This window comes from Flavobacterium taihuense, assembly GCF_019351435.1.
Classification (GTDB): domain Bacteria; phylum Bacteroidota; class Bacteroidia; order Flavobacteriales; family Flavobacteriaceae; genus Flavobacterium; species Flavobacterium taihuense.
The window spans coordinates 399,108-417,196 of the sequence record NZ_JAHWYN010000003.1; the positions used below are offsets into that span (position 1 = coordinate 399,108).

Below are 18,089 nucleotides of genomic sequence, written 5' to 3' on the forward strand. Positions count from 1 at the left end.
GCTCCTTTTTTTGTTTTTGTAATTATGGACTTTACAGTTCAGTAATCCATTCTGAATCTTCTTTGTCAAGTCGCTCTTCTGAAATCTCATTTTCAAATTTCATGTCATCTTCAATTTCTTTCGCCATTTCCAATTCATTTTCATTTAAATGTTTAATCTCATTTGGATCTAATGATTGAATTAAATTGATAATTTGCTTTAACAAGTCAATATCATCGACAGATTTCAACTTATCAATTATTTTTTGTTTTAATGCTAAAGTGTTCATAACGTGTTGTTTTAACAAGTAAAGTTACGAAAACGAATATGGATTGTTTAATTTAATTCGATGTTTTTGCATAAAAAAAGGAGCTTCAATTTGAAACTCCTTTTGTAATATATTTAGAATATAAATTACTCTTTCAATCGACAAGCCTTTACATCGCCATCAACAACAACTTCTGTCATTCCAAGAACCGAAAGATTTTTCATGGCTTTGTCCCATTTTTTTCCGCTTAATTCTGATTTGATTTTCAATAAACCAAATTCCATAACATTGGCGTTAGCTTGCAAGATGGAAACAATTAATTTTTCATCTTCTTCCAATTGTACCTGTTTTTTCTCAGGACGCATTTGAGGGAAAAACAACACTTCTTGAATAGAGGCATTGTTGGTCAAGAACATCATCAAACGATCCATTCCAATTCCTAAACCAGAAGTTGGTGGCATTCCGTATTCTAATGCTCTCAAGAAATCCTCATCAATTGTTCCTGTAGCTTCATCATCTCCTTTTTCAGCTAAGCGCATTTGGTCTTCAAAACGGGCTCTTTGATCAATTGGGTCATTCAATTCAGAGTATGCATTCGCTACTTCTTTACCGCAAACCATCAATTCAAAACGTTCTGTCAAATCTGGATTGTCACGGTGCTCTTTACAAAGCGGGGACATTTCCTTTGGATAATCAGTAATGAATGTTGGCTGAATATAATTTCCTTCACATTTTGCTCCAAAAATCTCATCAATCAATTTTCCTTTACCCATTGTATTGTCCACGTCAATTCCCATGCCTTTGGCAGCTTCGAACAGTTCCGCTTCCGTCTTACCAGAAATATCAAAACCTGTAAAATGTTTGATAGAATCCGTCATCGTAACGCGAGCATAAGGCGCTTTAAAATTGATTTTATGTTCACCAAAAGTAGCTTCGCTAGAGCCATTAACGCCAATAGCGCAATATTCCAGTAATTGCTCAGTAAACTCCATCATCCAGTTGTAGTCTTTGTAGGCTACATATATTTCCATCGCGGTAAATTCCGGGTTATGCGTTCTGTCCATTCCTTCGTTACGGAAGTTTTTCGAAAACTCATATACTCCATCAAAACCACCTACGATTAATCTTTTTAAGTATAATTCATTCGCAATACGCATGTATAAAGGAATGTCAAGCGAGTTATGGTGCGTGATAAAAGGTCTCGCTGCAGCACCACCAGGAATTGATTGCAAAACAGGAGTTTCAACTTCAAGATATCCAGCTTCATTAAAGAACGAACGCATCGAGTTGAACAACTTGGTTCTCTTGATAAACGTCTCTTTCACATTTTGGTTCACCGTCAAATCCACATAACGCATTCTGTAACGCAATTCAGCATCGTTAAAAGCGTCGTGTACTTTTCCGTCCTCATCTACTTTTGGCAATGGCAACGGACGCAACGTTTTACTCAAGAAAGTAAATCCATCCACACGAATACATTGCGCACCCACTTTGGTTGTAAACAATTCGCCTTCAATACCAATAAAATCGCCCAAGTCGGTCAATTTTTTGAATACTTGGTTGTATAGCATTTTATCATCGCCTTCACACAAAACATCGCGGTTCACGTACAATTGAATACGTCCTTCGCTATCCTGCAATTCGGCAAAACAAGCTTTTCCTTGATCTCTAACACTCATCAAACGTCCAGCAACAATCACTTTTTTGCCCTCTTCAAAAGACTCCTTTATTTGCTTCGAAGTATGATTTACAGGAAAAAGATTAGCAGGATAAGGATTGATTCCTAAATTACGCAATGATTGAAGTTTTTCTCTTCGGATGATTTCTTGTTCTGATAAGGCCATTATATACTGTTTTTTAAGTGCGCAAAGATAACAAATTGATTGCAGAATTCAGAATTCAGATTTTAGATTTTTTGGAGCAGAAAATTCCAGTGTTTTTAAGACAATCTCTCCCGCTATCCGTTTCAATCTTTTTATTTTTAAAGAAAAAATAAAAAGGATTTTCACTGCTATCGGGGCTATTCTACAAGTTTTGTTTTTCATGAGATCTTAACCAAAGCTACATTGGAATTTAATAATAGTGCATTATTTCCTTAACCACAATCCCGATAATTATCGGGATCGCGATTAAAAAAAAACAATATAAAATCCGTACAAAATTATATAACTTCGCTTTTCAAAATTTAGAAAACTTTAAAAATGAAAAGATATTTCTTCCTGCTCTTAATTCTCCTAACGGTAAGCTGTCAAGTTACTGAAACTCTTTATCTCAATCCCGATGGTAGCGGAAGCATTGAAGTAGTCGACCTAAGAGACGAATACAGTTATATGCAATTGGCAAAAGAGGAATATTCAAAAGAAGACATCTTCAAAGACACGACTTATGTATTCGCGGATTATTTAAAAAAATACGCTGAGACATTTGCCAGAACTCCAACGGAAGATCAAAATGTATATTTCAGATACTCCGATGTGAAAGTACACATCAAGAAAAGTTCTTACGAAAAAGAGTTCCGAACCACAGTGTCTCAAAACTTCAAAAAAGCGACAGATATTGTAGATCTTTATAAAGTCGAAGATTATGCTGATAATATCAAAAAGAATTACGCTTTGACAGCCGAGGAACATTATTATAAAGTGAGTTACGATTATGTTGGAAACCGATTCAACAGAACCGTTAAAATTACCGATTCGATCCAATTAAAAAAAGAATTTGATAAAATCGAAAAATACAAAACCCATTACAAAGGGAATAAACTTGTTCAGAATTATGTGTTGAACTATCATTTTTCTCGAAAAATTCAATCGGTTTCCAATCCACTCGCTAAAATCAGTGTCGACCGTAAATCGCTATCGTTGCAATTTATAATAACCGATTGTAAACAAAATCCTGAAATCACGAATCTTGAAGTGGTTTTGGAACCCGAAGCTATAGATTAAAACGCGTTTCGCTAACAGGTCTCCAAAATCTGTTAGGTGTTTTGTTGTTTAGTAGATAGAAGATATTATACCTAAACAGGTTTTGGAAACTGGTTAGGATGCCATAAACATTTGTACATTTGCAAAAATAAATCTTAGAATCTTAGATTCTTAGCATCTCAGGAAAAAAATGAACAAAACAGTCCAACTTCAAGATTTAGGAAATAAAGATTACAAAGCAACTTGGGAATACCAAGAAGAATTGTTCAAGGAAATTGTGGATTTGAAGATTCAAAACAGGAGGGAGGAAACTACTATTCCAACTCCTAATTATTTTTTGTTTGTAGAACATCCTCACGTTTATACTTTAGGGAAAAGCGGTGATTTGAGTAATTTGCTTTTATCCGAAAAACAATTGGAAGCCAAAGGTGCCACTTTCTATAAAATCAATCGTGGTGGTGATATTACGTATCACGGACCAGGACAAATTGTAGGTTATCCTATTCTGGATTTGGAGAATTTCTTTTCGGATATTCATAAATACTTGCGTTTTCTGGAGGAAGCCATTATTCTGACTTTGCAGGAATACGGTCTGGAATGTGGACGAAGCGAGGGCGAAACCGGAGTTTGGCTTGGAGTGGGAACACCTTTCGCCCGAAAAATATGTGCTATGGGAGTTCGTGCTTCCCGCTGGGTAACGATGCATGGTTTTGCCCTAAACGTTAATGCCGACTTGGGTTATTTTGACAATATCATTCCTTGTGGAATCCGTGGCAAAGCGGTTACTTCTCTTCATGTAGAACTTGGTGTAGAAAAAGTGGATGAACAAGAAGTCAAAGAAAAAATCTTAAAACATTTCTCTGATTTATTTGAATGCACGGTTGTTCGATAGTTTGATTATTCTAAATATCTAATTTTAGTTGCTCTGGCAACAACTTAAAACTCATTCTGTGGTATTTTGTGGTGCCATATTTTCGGATAGCGTCGCGGTGTTCTTGTGTGGGATAGCCTTTGTTTTTTTTCCAATTGTACATTGGGAATTCTTCGTGAATTTTATCCATATATTCATCACGATACGTTTTTGCTAATATTGATGCGGCAGCAATACTTAAATATTTCGAATCTCCTTTTATGATGCTTTGATTTGGGATTGATTTTAATAATTCGATTTCAGCTTTAGAGAATTGTTTTCCAAAAGTATTTTTTAAACCTAATTTGGCATTTAATGCTCTATTGCCGTCAACAATAATAAATTGTGGAGTTTGGGTTAATTTCAAGATGCATTCCTGCATTCCTTTCATCGAAGCGTTTAGGATATTGATTTCGTCAATTTCATTCGGATGCAAATGGGTTACGGCGAATGTAATGGCGTGTTCTTCGATTATTGGTCTTAGTTTTTCTCTCGCCTTTTCGGACAGTTGCTTGCTATCGTTTAGGATTGTATTTTTAAAATCAATTGGCAGAATTACGGCTGCAGCGGTAACAGGGCCGGCAAGACAACCGCGTCCCGCTTCATCGGTGCCTGTTTCGAGCTGGAAAGAGGAGAAATTATTAAGAAGCATATTGAAATATTTTCGTGTGGCAAATATTGTGATTTTTTCTTGATTTTCTTTTTTGAGTGACAAATTGATTTCGGAAAAATAAAAGATGTGGGGATTGTATTATGTTGTTGCGAGCGCGAGAGGGATAGCAGCAAGCTACCAAAGTAGCGCGTATAGCCCGACAGCAGTAGGAAAAGGGGCGAATCGACGGTACTGTGAGTTAGCCCCTTTTTCTACTGGTGGCTCGTCCTGATTATTTGGAACAGATAAGTTGTGGTTTGTAACTAAATTATGTTTTGTTGTTTGTTCTATAAATTGGAGTGTTTTTTTATTTATACGTTTTTATCCTTTACCTTTGCTCGGTATATCAGTAAAATAATTGCCTAATTATAACCTTTTCAAATGAGAATTTTCTTTTCGTTATTTTGTTTAGCCTTCCCAATACTCCTGTTTTCTCAAGTTAATAGTGCTAAAGAAATTGATTATAACAGCAAATACAATTCTTCGGATTCGATAAAGAAGAAAAAAGCGCCAGAGGCAACTATAGATCTGTATCAGTTTATTTCTTTGGAAAGGGATACTACATATATTGATACGACACAGTCGATTAGAAAGGAACACGGTTTTAATTATTTGCGAAAAGATAATTTTGGACTTTTAAGTTTTACCAATGAGGGACAAACATATAATACACTGCAATACGGGATGAATGGTTTTTCGCCTTATCCTGGATTTGGTTTTACAGCAAAACAATTTAATTTTAGCAAAGCCGAAGAGATTAAATATGCCAATGTTGCAAGTCCTGTAACCGAGTTGTATTTTAAAACGACGATACAAAGGGGGCAATCGGCTGATTCCTATTTTGCGATAAATACATCTCCAAGACTTAATTTCTCTATCGCTTATAGAGCGTTGCGCTCTGAAGGTAGGTACATCAATCATGAAGCTAGAACAGGTAATTTTAGATTCACTACCAGTTATAACACCAAAGATGGACGTTATGTAGCCAATGCACATTATGTAGCTCAGAAAATTCAGAATGAGGAAAATGGAGGTATCAGTAATGTAATTGATTTTGAAAATGGTGATCCTTCTTTTGATAATAGAGCCCGATTGGGGGTTTATTTTGAAGATGCTAAATCTGTATTAAAAGGCAAACGTTTTTTTGTTGACCAAACTTTTAGGATAAACCCGAAAAAAGGCGGGAATAATTTATATGTTACCGAGCAATTTAACTATGAAGATATTTACTTTGATTTTACCCAGCAAACAATACCTTCTATAGTTGGTGGAAAGCAAGTATTTCGATATGGGGAATCTTTTGTGACAGGTGGTTTAAATGATGAGACGAAATACAATAAAATGTACAATAAAGTGGGGTTGGTGTATGAGAACACGACTTTGGGCGCTTTTACTTTTTTTGCAGATGATTTACGCTCTAATTATTACTACAACAATATTTTGTATTTGGATACAGAAACCGTTCCCAATTTGCTGAGCCAAACCATAAACACTGTGGGCGGGCAGTACAATTATCGTAAGGACAAATGGAAGGGAAAGTTTTCATATTCAAAATCACTAACGGATCAAAATTTATCAAACCTTGATGTATCGGCGGTCTACGATATTAATGATGAGAATCAAATCTCATTTCGATATCAAAACATGAATAAATTGCCAAATAATAATTATAATTTGTATCAAAGTAGTTATACAAAATACAATTGGTCGAATGATTTTGTGAATGAAAAAATAAATGCTATCAGTGTCAATGCAGATACTAAATGGGTATCTCTATCTTTACTGTTGAATTCTATAAACGATCATTTGTATTTTGCTGATGTTACAACAGATGATGAAAGAATAGAAAGCATGCAAATTGTGGCACCAGCTCAATATGGTAAGGCAATTAATTATGCATCGCTTAAGGTTGGTAAAGAGTTTGTGTTTGGCAAATGGGCATTAGATAATACTTTGTTGTTCCAAAAAGTGGATCAATCGGAGGCTATTTTGAACGTTCCGGAATTTGTAACTAGAAACACGTTTTATTTCTCGGATTATATGTTTGATAAAAAATTATTTTTCCAAACAGGGGTGGAGTTGAATTATTTCACAAGTTATAAAAGTGATAATTACAATCCTTTGATTGGAGAGTTTTTTACCCAAAATCAAACTACGATTGGAAATTATCCGCTTCTTGATTTTTTTATAAATGCCAGAATTCAACGTACTCGAGTTTATTTAAAAGCGGAACATTTCAATTCATTGTTTTCAAAAAACAATTACTTTTCAGCACCCGATTATCCGTATCGTGATTTCTTAATTCGTTTCGGATTAGTTTGGAATTTCTTCAATTAATTTAGAACTTGGTCCTTTAAAATTTAAGAATGACTAATTTTACTTTTGCATACAAATGATGCATGCGAAGAGTAATTTGGAAAATAATCCCAAAAAAAAGACAAAATGGAATACTCTGAAAATATATTAGGCACTATTGGGAATACCCCATTAGTAAAGCTCAATAAAATAACGGCAGAAGTGGATGCTTTGGTTTTGGCCAAAGTAGAGACTTTCAATCCAGGTAATTCGGTGAAAGACCGTATGGCTGTAAAAATGATAGAAGATGCCGAAGCCGATGGGCGCTTGCAACCAGGTGGAACCATAATTGAAGGCACTTCAGGGAATACAGGAATGGGATTGGCACTGGTTGCCATTATCAAAGGATACAAACTAATTTGTGTAATATCCGATAAGCAATCTAAAGAGAAAATGGATATTCTTCGTGCAGTAGGTGCCAAAGTAGTGGTTTGTCCTACCGATGTGGAGCCAACAGATCCTCGTTCGTATTATTCGGTTTCCAAAAGATTGGCCGAAGAAACACCAAACTCGTGGTATGTAAATCAATACGATAATTTATCAAATTCGTTAGCACATTATGAGCAAACAGGACCTGAAATTTGGAAACAAACTGAAGGGAAAATAACTCATTTTGTGGTTGGAGTAGGAACAGGAGGGACAATTTCGGGAGTTGGTAAATTCTTGAAAGAGAAAAACCCAAACATCAAAATCTGGGGAATTGATACTTATGGTTCTGTCTTTAAAAAATACCATGAAACGGGTATTTTTGACGAAAATGAAATCTATTCCTATATTACCGAAGGAATTGGCGAAGATATATTACCAAAGAATGTAGACTTCTCACTTATTGATGGATTTACCAAAGTAACTGATAAAGACGCTGCTGTTTATACTAGAAAAATAGCCCTTGAAGAAGGAATATTTGTCGGTAATTCAGCTGGTGCTGCCATTAAAGGGTTGTTGCAACTCAAAGAGCATTTCAAACCAGAAGATGTAGTTGTCGTTTTGTTTCATGATTCGGGAAGTCGTTATGTGGGCAAAATGTTCAATGATGACTGGATGCGAGAAAGAGGATTCTTGGAAGATGATGTGACCAAAGCTGAAGATGTGATCAAAGATCATATCGATAAGCCATTAGTTATTGTTCGTACCGAAGAATTGGTTTCACACGCTATCGAAAGAATGCGTAAATATAAAATTTCACAAATTCCAGTTATAGATGTGAATGGTTTTGTAGGTTCTGTTGATGAAAGTGATTTGTTTCAAAGCTATGTGGCCGATAAAAATGTAGCTGACAAACCGATCAAAGAAGTAATGGGGAAACCTTTTCCGATTGTAAAATTAGGTACTTCAATAGATGAACTTTATAAATTGTTTACCAAAGAGAATGCGGCTGTATTGGTCGATTTAGGAAATGGAAACCACCATATCATTACCAAATATGATATCATTGGGTCTATGAAATAGAATTATTTGATTGGGGTTTTGTGATTTTCATAAAAACCCAATTGTTTTTATAATCAGGAATTTAAAATCATTAATCAAATTGAACTTTACCGCAATAGATTTTGAAACTGCAACGGCATATCATCCCTGTTCCGTTGGAATTGTTACCGTTGAAAATGGTGTTATTGTAGATGAGTTTGTGACTTTAATCAAACCGCCAAATAATGAATACAATCCCTTCACAATACGTGTACATGGAATTTATCCTAGAGACACCGCAAATGCCAAAACGTTTATAGAAGTATTTCCTGAAATTCAAAAAAGATTGCAAAACAGAGTAGTTGTAGCACATAATGAAAGCTTTGATCGTAATGTTTTGTCTAAATCAATGTCGCTTTATGGTTTGGACTACGAGGATTTGAATATTGGTTCTCGTTGGGAATGCACCGTGAAAATATATAAATCGAAAGGGTTAAAGCCGACAACTTTAAGTGATTGTTGTAGAGCCATGAAAATTCAACTGAATCATCACGAAGCCTTGTCAGATGCGAGAGCTTGTGCTAAATTGTATTTATTGAAATAATTTCAATCTATAACAAGATATAATTAGTTTTAGCATAAGTTCGATTTTTGATATTGTAGAATTATCTGCCTTTTTTAATTTTGTAAGTTAAGTTGTTTGTTTTTTTTAGTACTTTAGTCTTTTAGGATGAGTCTATTATCTCTCATCTTTTCATCTAATATCTAAAAAAGACATGAAAGAAGATTTTCTCCATTACCTTTGGAAGTTTAAAAAGTTCGATACATTAAATTTAAAAACGTGTAACAAAGAGGAAGTCACAATCAGTAATGTGGGACAGTATTTAGAATTGGCGGGTCCGGATTTTTTCAATGCACAAATTACTATTGGAAATCAAAAGTGGGCTGGTAATGTAGAAATTCATGTTAAATCATCCGATTGGTATATACACCATCATGAGAAAGATGCGGGTTATGAAAATGTGATTCTGCATGTGGTTTGGGAACACGACTCCGAAATCTACAGAAGTAATAATACCGAGATTCCTGTTCTCGAGCTCAAAAATTATGTTAGTACTGCAACGGTTAACAATTATCAAAAGTTGCTGACTCCCAAATCTTGGATTTTTTGCGAAAAGCAAATAAAGGAAATTCCTCAATTTACATTAATCAATTGGCAGGAGCGTTTGTTTTTTGAACGTTTGGAAAGGAAAGCAAAACCTATTTTGGAGTTGTTAGAATCAACTAATAATGATTGGGAAGCAGTTTTGTTTTGTCTTTTGGCTAAGAATTTTGGTTTGAATACCAACGGGGAAATATTTCTTAAAATAGCCCAATCTATTCCGTTTTCTGTGATTCGTAAAGAATGTTTTGAAGTAGAGAATCTCGAAGCATTACTTTTTGGTTCTGCTGGATTATTGGATGCAGAGAAAGAGGATGAATATTTCAAAGATTTAAAATTTAGATACTTTTATTTGCTTCATAAATACCAAATTAGGAAAATCTTTGTCGAACCTGTTCAGTTTTTTAAACACCGTCCTGATAATTTTCCCACGATTCGACTTTCCCAATTAGCCAATTTATACCACAAACAACAAAATCTATTTTCGAAGATAAGTGACTTGAATTCTGTTAAGGTTATTTATGAAATCTTTGATGTTTCTGTTGCTCCATATTGGAAAACTCATTATCAATTTGATAAAGAAAGTCCTAAGAAAAAGAAATCTTTGAGCAAATCTTTCATGGATTTGATTGTTTTGAATACGATTATTCCACTTCAATTTGCCTATGCTAAAAGTCAAGGAAAGGAAGTTTCGGAGGATTTGGTAGCTATTTTAAACGAGGTTGATCCTGAAAGGAATTCTATTGTAGATAAATTTAGTTCATTTGGATTAAAAGCTAAAAATGCATTTGAAACTCAATCATTATTGCAGCTCAAAAATGAGTACTGTAATAGGAATAAATGTTTGCATTGTGCGATTGGAATGGAATTACTGAAGAACAATTAAGGACCAAGAAATAATCGTAAAGGGTATTTATTGAAGAACTTTTTTGTCTAATAATTGATGATATCAAAAGTTTCTGTAATTTTGCTCATAACTCATAACTGAAATAAATGCGAGCAGTAATACATTTGAAATTCTTTTTAGAAAAATATGGTTTTCATGTGTCTTCTCGCTTGGCCGATAAATTGGGTATGCGTGTGACAAGTGTCAGACTGTTTTTTATCTACATTTCGTTTGTAACTGCGGGGTTAGGATTTGGTGTTTATCTTACATTGGCTTTCTGGATTCGGCTCAAGGATTTAGTAAGAGCCAAGCGGACTTCCGTTTTTGATTTGTAGAATAAATATAAATTATAAAAAAAAGGGAATTTTAAAGTGGTTAAGCTTTAAAATCCCTTTTTTTTTATGTTGAATTGAAATTATTCTTTTGGTTTGTTCAATACACTGTTTTTCTTGCCATATGCAAAATAGAAAACAATACCTAAAGCCATCCAGACAAAAAGTCTCAACCAGTTTGTCCAACCTAGGCCATACATCATAGCGCAACATACAAATACACCTAAAAGAGGTACGAAAGGAACTAGAGGAGTTTTAAATTCTCGAACCATATTTGGCTCCTTTTTTCTTAAGATAATTACAGAAATACATACAAGAACAAAAGCGAATAAAGTACCAATACTGGTCATGTCTCCTACAATATCACCTGGAATAAAAGCAGCAAAAGCTCCAACTATTACCAAGATAGCAAGATTTGCTTTGTATGGAGTTTTGTATTTTGAATGTAAATCACTAAATGCTTTTGGTAGTAAACCATCTTTACCCATAGAATAAAAAACTCTTGATTGTCCTAATAACATTACTAAAATAACAGATGAAAATCCTGCTAAAATGGCAATAGTGACAAACTGTGCAAGCCAGTTGTAGCTCTCTCCCATAGCATGTATAATTGCATTGGCAACAGATGCTTCTTTTCCACTTGTTCTGAAGAATTCTACTGGTTCCAGACCTGTTAATACATGTCCAAAAAGAATATATAAAACGGTACATACTGCTAAAGATCCTAGAATACCAATTGGCATATTCTTTTTAGGATTGATAGTTTCTTGTGCGGCAGTACTCACAGCATCAAATCCGATGAATGCAAAAAAAACAGTACCTGCAGCACCTAATATTCCCATTATTCCTCCATAAGCATGTCCTACTCCGTGTTCATCAACAAAAACATCTGTTGGGGGAATGTAAGGTGTATGATTTGATGGATTAATGAAATGCCACCCCAATACAATAATTAGTATTACGATTAAAACTTTAACAACAACAATGATAGAATTTACCACTGCTGACTCATGTATTCCTTTTATCAATAATAAACTGATAACGGCTACAATAAACAGAGCAGGTAAATTGATCATTCCATGTTCGCCAGTTGCTGATGTTTGAAATGGTGAGTGACATAGTGCAAATGGTATAGGATCTATGTGTAGCACATTTGTGAGTAAGTTGTTTAAATATTCACTCCAGGCAATACCTACTGTTGCGGCACCTACTGCATATTCAAGAATTAAATCCCAACCAATAATCCAAGCTAAAAATTCACCCATAGTAGCATAAGTGTAAGTATAGGCGCTTCCGGAAATAGGAATAGAAGAAGAAAGCTCAGCATAACACAATCCCGCTAATGCACAACCAACAGCGGCAACAATAAATGCGATTGTTACAGATGGTCCAGCACTTTGGGCGGCAGCGGTTGCTGTTCTAACGAATAATCCAGCACCGATAATTGCACCGATTCCTAATGCGATTAAAGACCAGGCAGTTAGCGTTCTTTTTAATCCTTTTTCAGAGTCCGCAGCCTCCGCTAATAGTAGAGCTAATGGTTTTCTTTTCCAAATAGACATGGTTTTTATGGTTTAAATGTTATTAAGCGCCAAATGTATTGTTTTTTATAAAAAATAAAAATTATAATTTCACTTAACTAACAATTTAATGTTGAATTCTGTTTTTTTATCTAGCAAAAAAATAGTAAGAGAAGGTTTTGATTTATTTGGATAACGAAATGATTTAATATTTTTCTTATAAAAGGATTTGTTTGTAAATAATTTTTATATTTTTAGATTTCAAATGTTTTACTCAAAAGCATGCAATTTTGCCTATGACTTTCAATACGATCAAAGATTATTTTAAATTTTCACGTGAGCAGCGAGCAGGAATTGTTGTCTTGTTTGGGATTATAATTGTTCTTCAATTGATTTATTTTTTTGTTGATTTTAATGAAACTGAAAAAGAATATCCTGAGAAGCAAAAATGGCTGACATTTCAATCGGAAATAGATGCTGAAAAATTGCAGCGTCAAAATTATAAACCTAAAATCTTCCCTTTCAATCCCAATTTTATTTCGGATTATAAAGGATACAAACTCGGGATGTCTATTCAGGAAATTGATCGACTTCTCGCTTTTAGAAAAGAGAATAAGTTTGTTAATTCTGCCAAAGAGTTTCAAGACGTAACAAAAGTATCAGATTCATTATTGAATGTAATTTCTCCATTTTTTAAATTCCCTGATTGGGTGAATAATAAAAAAAAGTTCAAGGAGTATAAATATGATCAGAATTCGGCTTTCGCAAAAAAAGAGAAAATAGCTTTAATCGATATTAATCAAGCCACGAAAGAAGATTTAATTAAAATAAATGGAATAGGAGAAGCGATTTCACTTAGGATTTTAACTCAAAAAGAAAAATTAGGAGGATTTGTCTCTATGGAGCAGCTTAAAGATGTTTGGGGTTTGTCTCCAGAAGTAATTCTGAATTTAAATACTCATTTTAAGATAGCAAAACTTCCAAATTTGAATAAAATTGATGTCAATAATGCGTCTATAAAGGAGCTTTCTCAGTTTTTTTATTTCAAATACGACCTAGCAAGACAAATTGTAAAATATAGAAGTATGAATGGCGATTTTAAAAATATTGAGGATTTGATAAAAATTAACAGCTTTCCTGTTGAAAAAGCAAATTTTATTGCCTTATATTTGGACTTTTAATATAAAAGACATTTATGATGAATTTTGATTACAACGAAACACAATCTTTGATAGCGCAATCTATAAGGGATTTTGCCGAAAAAAATATAAGACCTTTTATAATGGAGTGGGATGAAGCTCAAACTTTTCCAATTCCACTTTTCAAAAAACTAGGTGAAATGGGATTCATGGGAGTTCTGGTTCCAACTGAATTAGGAGGCTCAGGATTGGGTTATCACGAATACATTACAGTAGTTGAAGAGATTTCAAAAGTCGATCCTTCTATAGGATTGTCTGTTGCGGCACACAATTCACTATGTACCAATCATATTCTTACTTTTGGAAACGAAGAGCAAAAGAAAAAATGGATTCCGAAACTAGCAACCGCCGAACATATTGGTGCTTGGGGCTTGACGGAACACAATACAGGATCCGATGCAGGCGGAATGAATACAACTGCGGTACGTGACGGTGATTTTTGGGTAGTGAATGGAGCCAAAAACTTTATTACTCACGCCATTTCAGGTGATGTTGCGGTGGTAATTGTACGTACAGGTGAAAAAGGTGATTCAAAAGGAATGACGGCTTTTGTTTTCGAAAAAGGGATGCCTGGATTTACATCAGGAAAAAAAGAAAATAAATTAGGAATGCGAGCAAGCGAAACGGCCGAATTGATTTTCGACAATTGCCGTATTCCAGATGCCAATAGATTAGGCGAAGTTGGGCAAGGATTTATTCAAGCCATGAAAATTCTTGATGGCGGAAGAATTTCCATCGGAGCATTGTCATTAGGTATTGCAAAAGGTGCCTATGAAGCTGCCTTGAAATATTCGCAGGAAAGACATCAGTTTGGACAGCCTATTTGTGAGTTTCAGGGAATCTCTTTTAAATTAGCCGATATGGCTACGGAAATCGAAGCATCCGAATTGTTATTGCACAAAGCGGCTTTCCTTAAAGAAAAACACAGACCCGTAACTACATTGGGAGCAATGGCTAAAATGTACTCATCAGAGGTTTGTGTCAAAGTAGCCAATGATGCGGTTCAAATACATGGAGGTTATGGGTACACCAAAGATTATCCAGTAGAAAAATTCTATAGAGATTCAAAATTATGTACCATTGGGGAAGGAACTACCGAAATTCAAAAACTTGTAATTTCCAGAAATTTGTTGAAATAGATTTTTGGTCGTCATAGTATAGGTTTCTATCTTGGTTGAAGGTGTAAATTATTTCAAAAAAAAATAAAAATAAATTGCTTCAAATACAAAATAATGTTTACTTTTGCGCACTTAACGAAAGGGGGTGATAAAATTATGTTAATTATACCAATTAAAGACGGAGAAAATATCGATAGAGCACTTAAGCGCTACAAAAGAAAATTCGATAAAACTGGAACTGTAAGACAATTAAGAGCACGTACTGCTTTTATAAAGCCATCAGTTATCAATAGAATGAAATTCCAAAAAGCAGCTTATATTCAAAATATGAGAGATAGTATCGAGAACATCTAATACATCACTGCATTTTAAAATAAATTACCGTTAGTAATTAAAGTTTCTTAACTTTGATGCTAACGGTTTTTTTTATGGCTACAAATAATAAAGATGCATTTAGAGATTATCTGCAATTTGAAAAAAAATATTCTCCACATACCATAAATGCTTATTTAAATGATATAACTTACTTTGAGTCATTTAATAAGCAGTGTTTTGAACAAGATGCTATCGAACAGGTAAATTACAATCAAATTAGAAGTTGGATTGTTTCGCTTGTAGAAGATGGTGTATCAAATAGTACAGTAAATAGAAAGATAGCTTCCTTAAAAGCTTTTTATAGATTTCTTTTAAAAATAAAGCAAATTCAAATTAATCCGTTGTTGAAGCATAAGGCTTTAAAGACAGAAAAAAAACTTCAAATACCTTTTTCGGAGAAAGAGTTAGTCGATGCGTTGTCTCAAAATTTACATTCTGAAGGATTTCAAGAAGTGAGAGATAAGCTCATAGTGGAGTTGTTTTATACTTCGGGAATACGAAGGACAGAGCTGATTCATATAAAATGTTCAAATGTTAATTTGGTAAATAACACTTTGAAAGTCTTGGGAAAAAGAAATAAAGAACGCATTCTTCCAATTTTGCCTATAGTAATGGAGCAGTTATTGTTGTATATTAAGGAGCGTTCCTTATTGGGAACAATAGTGGATGGGGATTATTTATTTCTAACAAAAAAAGGGTTAAAATTGAGTGATTCTTTTGTGTATCGTTTAATAAATTCATACTTTAGTGCTGTCTCCGAGAAGGTAAAAAAAAGTCCTCATATATTAAGACATACGTTTGCGACTCACTTATTAAATAACGGAGCTGATTTAAATTCAGTTAAAGAATTGTTGGGACATTCGAGTTTGGCTTCTACACAGGTGTATACACATAGCAGTTTGTCTGAACTCAAAAAAGTATATCAAGAGGCGCATCCTAGAAATAAAAAATAATTCTGAAATGTTTAACCATTAAAAAGATTGATTATGAAGGTAAATGTTCATGCAGTTAACTTTACTGTTGACAAAAAACTAGTGGATTTCGTTCAAGAGAGAATGGATAAATTGGAAAAATATTATGACAGAGTAGTCTCTTCGGATGTTTTTATGAAAGTAGAAAAGACAAGTGAAAAGGAAAATAAAATTGTCGAAATAAAGATTAATGTTCCGGGAGATGATTTTTTGGTTAAAAAACAGTGCAAATCCTTCGAGGAAGCAGTCGAACAAGCAGCGGAATCTCTAGAGCGATTACTGGTAAAGCGTAAAGAAAAGTTAAGAACACATATTTAATTAAAATTTTTTTCAAAAAATGTTTTGATTAAAAGATAAAATCTCTACATTTGCAGTCCGTTAGAAATAGCGGACTTTTTTTATTGATATTGCCAGCGTAGCTCAGTTGGCTAGAGCAGCTGATTTGTAATCAGCAGGTCGTGGGTTCGAGTCCCTCCGCCGGCTCAAAAGGCGAAAGTTTTAATAAAAAAAGTTGGGGAGATACTCAAGCGGCCAACGAGGGCAGACTGTAAATCTGCTGTGTGAACTTCGCAGGTTCGAATCCTGCTCTCCCCACAAGAATTAATTTTAGATTGAAGGTTTAAGATTGTAGATTGAAAAATCTAAAATTAGAAATCTAATCTCTTTAATCAAGGATTCTGCCGACTTAGCTCAGAGGTAGAGTGCTTCCTTGGTAAGGAAGAGGTCACGGGTTCAATTCCCGTAGTTGGCTCAAGTAAGTAGGAAATTGAAATAAATATATAAACTAGATTAAAAATTAAGTAAAATGGCAAAAGAAACCTTTAACCGTTCGAAACCACACTTAAATATTGGTACGATCGGACACGTAGATCACGGTAAAACTACTTTAACAGCAGCAATCACAAAAGTGTTATCTGATGCTGGTTACTGTCAAGCAAAATCATTTGATCAAATTGATAATGCTCCTGAAGAAAAAGAAAGAGGTATTACAATTAATACATCACACGTTGAGTATGAAACTGCTAACCGTCACTACGCACACGTTGACTGTCCTGGTCACGCGGATTACGTAAAAAACATGGTTACTGGTGCTGCTCAAATGGACGGTGCTATCCTTGTTGTAGCTGCAACTGATGGACCAATGCCACAAACACGTGAGCACATCCTTTTAGGTCGTCAAGTAGGTATTCCTAGAATGGTAGTATTCATGAATAAAGTGGATATGGTTGATGATGCTGAATTATTGGAATTAGTTGAAATGGAAATCAGAGACTTATTGTCTTTCTATGAATATGATGGAGATAATTGTCCAGTTATTCAAGGGTCTGCTCTTGGAGGATTGAATAATGATCCGGCTTGGGTACCAAAAATTCTTGAATTGATGGAAGCTGTTGATAGCTGGATTGAAGAGCCAGTACGTGATACTGAAAAGCCATTCTTAATGCCAGTTGAAGATGTATTTACAATTACAGGTCGTGGAACTGTTGCTACAGGTCGTATCGAAACTGGTATTGCTAATACAGGAGATGCTGTTGAAATCATTGGTATGGGAGCTGAAAAATTAACTTCTACTATTACAGGAGTTGAGATGTTCCGTAAAATCCTTGATAGAGGTGAAGCAGGAGATAACGTAGGTTTGTTGTTGAGAGGTATTGATAAAGAATCTATCAAAAGAGGAATGGTTATCATTAAGCCAGGATCAGTAAAACCACACGCTACTTTCAAAGCTGAGGTTTATATCTTGAAAAAAGAAGAAGGAGGACGTCACACTCCATTCCATAATAACTACCGTCCACAGTTCTACGTACGTACAACTGACGTAACAGGAGTTATTACTTTACCAGAAGGTGTAGAGATGGTAATGCCAGGAGACAACTTAACAATCAATGTTACTTTGTTAAGCCCAATCGCAATGAGCGTAGGTTTACGTTTTGCTATCCGTGAAGGTGGTAGAACTGTAGGTGCAGGTCAGGTAACTGAAATTGTAGCTTAATACTATATAAATACCAAAACCAGTGTCGTTTTGACGACACT

General features: G+C 34.6%; 17 protein-coding genes and 3 tRNA genes. 16 read left to right on the top strand and 4 right to left on the bottom strand.

What is annotated here, in order from left to right:
• Positions 1 to 31: 31 nt before the first annotated feature.
• On the bottom strand, positions 32 to 268 hold the full coding sequence (locus tag KZH69_RS05220) for a hypothetical protein (protein WP_219316394.1): 237 nt from the start codon (positions 266 to 268) through the stop codon (positions 32 to 34).
• 125 nt (positions 269 to 393) lie between these two features.
• Positions 394 to 2,091 (bottom strand): lysine--tRNA ligase, encoded by a 1,698-nt coding sequence (lysS, locus tag KZH69_RS05225; protein WP_219316395.1) that lies wholly within the window; start codon positions 2,089 to 2,091, stop codon positions 394 to 396.
• A gap of 357 nt (positions 2,092 to 2,448) precedes the next feature.
• On the opposite strand from lysS, the gene KZH69_RS05230 reads away from it, so the two are divergent.
• Positions 2,449 to 3,189, top strand: a complete 741-nt coding sequence (locus KZH69_RS05230; RefSeq protein ID WP_219316396.1) for a hypothetical protein — start codon at positions 2,449 to 2,451, stop codon at positions 3,187 to 3,189.
• A 169-nt stretch (positions 3,190 to 3,358) separates the two neighbouring features.
• Positions 3,359 to 4,060: a lipoyl(octanoyl) transferase LipB gene (gene lipB, locus KZH69_RS05235; protein ID WP_219316397.1), complete on the top strand. Its 702-nt coding sequence runs from the start codon at positions 3,359 to 3,361 to the stop codon at positions 4,058 to 4,060.
• A gap of 10 nt (positions 4,061 to 4,070) precedes the next feature.
• Here the strand turns inward: lipB and rnhB are convergent, their stop codons facing one another.
• Positions 4,071 to 4,730 (bottom strand): ribonuclease HII, encoded by a 660-nt coding sequence (rnhB, locus tag KZH69_RS05240; RefSeq protein ID WP_219316398.1) that lies wholly within the window; start codon positions 4,728 to 4,730, stop codon positions 4,071 to 4,073.
• Between the two features lie 381 nt (positions 4,731 to 5,111).
• Here rnhB and KZH69_RS05245 point away from each other — a divergent pair, with 381 nt between their 5' ends.
• From KZH69_RS05245 to KZH69_RS05265, 5 genes are all read left to right on the top strand, one after another.
• Positions 5,112 to 7,067: a putative porin gene (locus KZH69_RS05245; RefSeq protein WP_219316399.1), complete on the top strand. Its 1,956-nt coding sequence runs from the start codon at positions 5,112 to 5,114 to the stop codon at positions 7,065 to 7,067.
• Between the two features lie 105 nt (positions 7,068 to 7,172).
• On the top strand, positions 7,173 to 8,534 hold the full coding sequence (locus KZH69_RS05250; protein WP_219316400.1) for a pyridoxal-phosphate dependent enzyme: 1,362 nt from the start codon (positions 7,173 to 7,175) through the stop codon (positions 8,532 to 8,534).
• A gap of 79 nt (positions 8,535 to 8,613) precedes the next feature.
• Positions 8,614 to 9,096 carry a 3'-5' exonuclease gene (locus KZH69_RS05255; protein ID WP_219316401.1) on the top strand — a complete coding sequence of 161 codons (483 nt, stop codon included), beginning with the start codon at positions 8,614 to 8,616 and terminating at the stop codon, positions 9,094 to 9,096.
• 172 nt (positions 9,097 to 9,268) lie between these two features.
• Positions 9,269 to 10,540 carry a DUF2851 family protein gene (locus KZH69_RS05260; RefSeq protein WP_219316402.1) on the top strand — a complete coding sequence of 424 codons (1,272 nt, stop codon included), beginning with the start codon at positions 9,269 to 9,271 and terminating at the stop codon, positions 10,538 to 10,540.
• Between the two features lie 107 nt (positions 10,541 to 10,647).
• Positions 10,648 to 10,875 carry a PspC domain-containing protein gene (locus KZH69_RS05265; protein WP_219316403.1) on the top strand — a complete coding sequence of 76 codons (228 nt, stop codon included), beginning with the start codon at positions 10,648 to 10,650 and terminating at the stop codon, positions 10,873 to 10,875.
• Positions 10,876 to 10,955: 80 nt separating this feature from the next.
• On the opposite strand, the gene KZH69_RS05270 is transcribed toward KZH69_RS05265, so the two are convergent.
• Complete coding sequence (locus KZH69_RS05270; RefSeq protein WP_219316404.1) at positions 10,956 to 12,434, bottom strand: amino acid permease; 1,479 nt, start codon at positions 12,432 to 12,434, stop codon at positions 10,956 to 10,958.
• 254 nt (positions 12,435 to 12,688) lie between these two features.
• On the opposite strand from KZH69_RS05270, the gene KZH69_RS05275 reads away from it, so the two are divergent.
• From KZH69_RS05275 to tuf, 9 genes are all read left to right on the top strand, one after another.
• The gene (locus KZH69_RS05275) at positions 12,689 to 13,573 is read left to right on the top strand and encodes a ComEA family DNA-binding protein (protein ID WP_219316405.1); all 885 of its coding nucleotides are present in this window, start codon (positions 12,689 to 12,691) and stop codon (positions 13,571 to 13,573) included.
• A 17-nt stretch (positions 13,574 to 13,590) separates the two neighbouring features.
• A complete protein-coding gene (locus KZH69_RS05280; RefSeq protein ID WP_219316427.1) occupies positions 13,591 to 14,730 on the top strand; it encodes an acyl-CoA dehydrogenase family protein in 1,140 nt (379 codons plus the stop codon).
• 135 nt (positions 14,731 to 14,865) lie between these two features.
• Positions 14,866 to 15,063 (top strand): 30S ribosomal protein S21, encoded by a 198-nt coding sequence (gene rpsU, locus KZH69_RS05285; protein ID WP_100431805.1) that lies wholly within the window; start codon positions 14,866 to 14,868, stop codon positions 15,061 to 15,063.
• Between the two features lie 74 nt (positions 15,064 to 15,137).
• Positions 15,138 to 16,037 (top strand): tyrosine-type recombinase/integrase, encoded by a 900-nt coding sequence (locus KZH69_RS05290; RefSeq protein ID WP_219316406.1) that lies wholly within the window; start codon positions 15,138 to 15,140, stop codon positions 16,035 to 16,037.
• Between the two features lie 33 nt (positions 16,038 to 16,070).
• Positions 16,071 to 16,373: a ribosome hibernation-promoting factor, HPF/YfiA family gene (gene hpf / locus KZH69_RS05295; RefSeq protein WP_219316407.1), complete on the top strand. Its 303-nt coding sequence runs from the start codon at positions 16,071 to 16,073 to the stop codon at positions 16,371 to 16,373.
• Positions 16,374 to 16,464: 91 nt separating this feature from the next.
• A tRNA-Thr gene (locus tag KZH69_RS05300) sits at positions 16,465 to 16,538 on the top strand.
• Positions 16,539 to 16,568: 30 nt separating this feature from the next.
• A tRNA-Tyr gene (locus KZH69_RS05305) sits at positions 16,569 to 16,649 on the top strand.
• A gap of 85 nt (positions 16,650 to 16,734) precedes the next feature.
• Positions 16,735 to 16,806: transfer RNA gene (locus KZH69_RS05310), tRNA-Thr, on the top strand.
• A gap of 54 nt (positions 16,807 to 16,860) precedes the next feature.
• Positions 16,861 to 18,048, top strand: a complete 1,188-nt coding sequence (gene tuf / locus KZH69_RS05315; RefSeq protein ID WP_111411244.1) for an elongation factor Tu — start codon at positions 16,861 to 16,863, stop codon at positions 18,046 to 18,048.
• Positions 18,049 to 18,089: the final 41 nt, after the last annotated feature.

Coding starts and splice junctions, on each gene's coding strand:
- KZH69_RS05220 (WP_219316394.1), bottom strand. CDS start 268: ATGAACACTTTAGCATTAAAACAAAAAATAATTGATAAGTTGAAATCT.
- lysS (WP_219316395.1), bottom strand. CDS start 2,091: ATGGCCTTATCAGAACAAGAAATCATCCGAAGAGAAAAACTTCAATCA.
- KZH69_RS05230 (WP_219316396.1), top strand. CDS start 2,449: ATGAAAAGATATTTCTTCCTGCTCTTAATTCTCCTAACGGTAAGCTGT.
- lipB (WP_219316397.1), top strand. CDS start 3,359: ATGAACAAAACAGTCCAACTTCAAGATTTAGGAAATAAAGATTACAAA.
- rnhB (WP_219316398.1), bottom strand. CDS start 4,730: ATGCTTCTTAATAATTTCTCCTCTTTCCAGCTCGAAACAGGCACCGAT.
- KZH69_RS05245 (WP_219316399.1), top strand. CDS start 5,112: ATGAGAATTTTCTTTTCGTTATTTTGTTTAGCCTTCCCAATACTCCTG.
- KZH69_RS05250 (WP_219316400.1), top strand. CDS start 7,173: ATGGAATACTCTGAAAATATATTAGGCACTATTGGGAATACCCCATTA.
- KZH69_RS05260 (WP_219316402.1), top strand. CDS start 9,269: ATGAAAGAAGATTTTCTCCATTACCTTTGGAAGTTTAAAAAGTTCGAT.
- KZH69_RS05265 (WP_219316403.1), top strand. CDS start 10,648: ATGCGAGCAGTAATACATTTGAAATTCTTTTTAGAAAAATATGGTTTT.
- KZH69_RS05270 (WP_219316404.1), bottom strand. CDS start 12,434: ATGTCTATTTGGAAAAGAAAACCATTAGCTCTACTATTAGCGGAGGCT.
- KZH69_RS05275 (WP_219316405.1), top strand. CDS start 12,689: ATGACTTTCAATACGATCAAAGATTATTTTAAATTTTCACGTGAGCAG.
- KZH69_RS05280 (WP_219316427.1), top strand. CDS start 13,591: ATGAATTTTGATTACAACGAAACACAATCTTTGATAGCGCAATCTATA.
- rpsU (WP_100431805.1), top strand. CDS start 14,866: ATGTTAATTATACCAATTAAAGACGGAGAAAATATCGATAGAGCACTT.
- KZH69_RS05290 (WP_219316406.1), top strand. CDS start 15,138: ATGGCTACAAATAATAAAGATGCATTTAGAGATTATCTGCAATTTGAA.
- hpf (WP_219316407.1), top strand. CDS start 16,071: ATGAAGGTAAATGTTCATGCAGTTAACTTTACTGTTGACAAAAAACTA.
- tuf (WP_111411244.1), top strand. CDS start 16,861: ATGGCAAAAGAAACCTTTAACCGTTCGAAACCACACTTAAATATTGGT.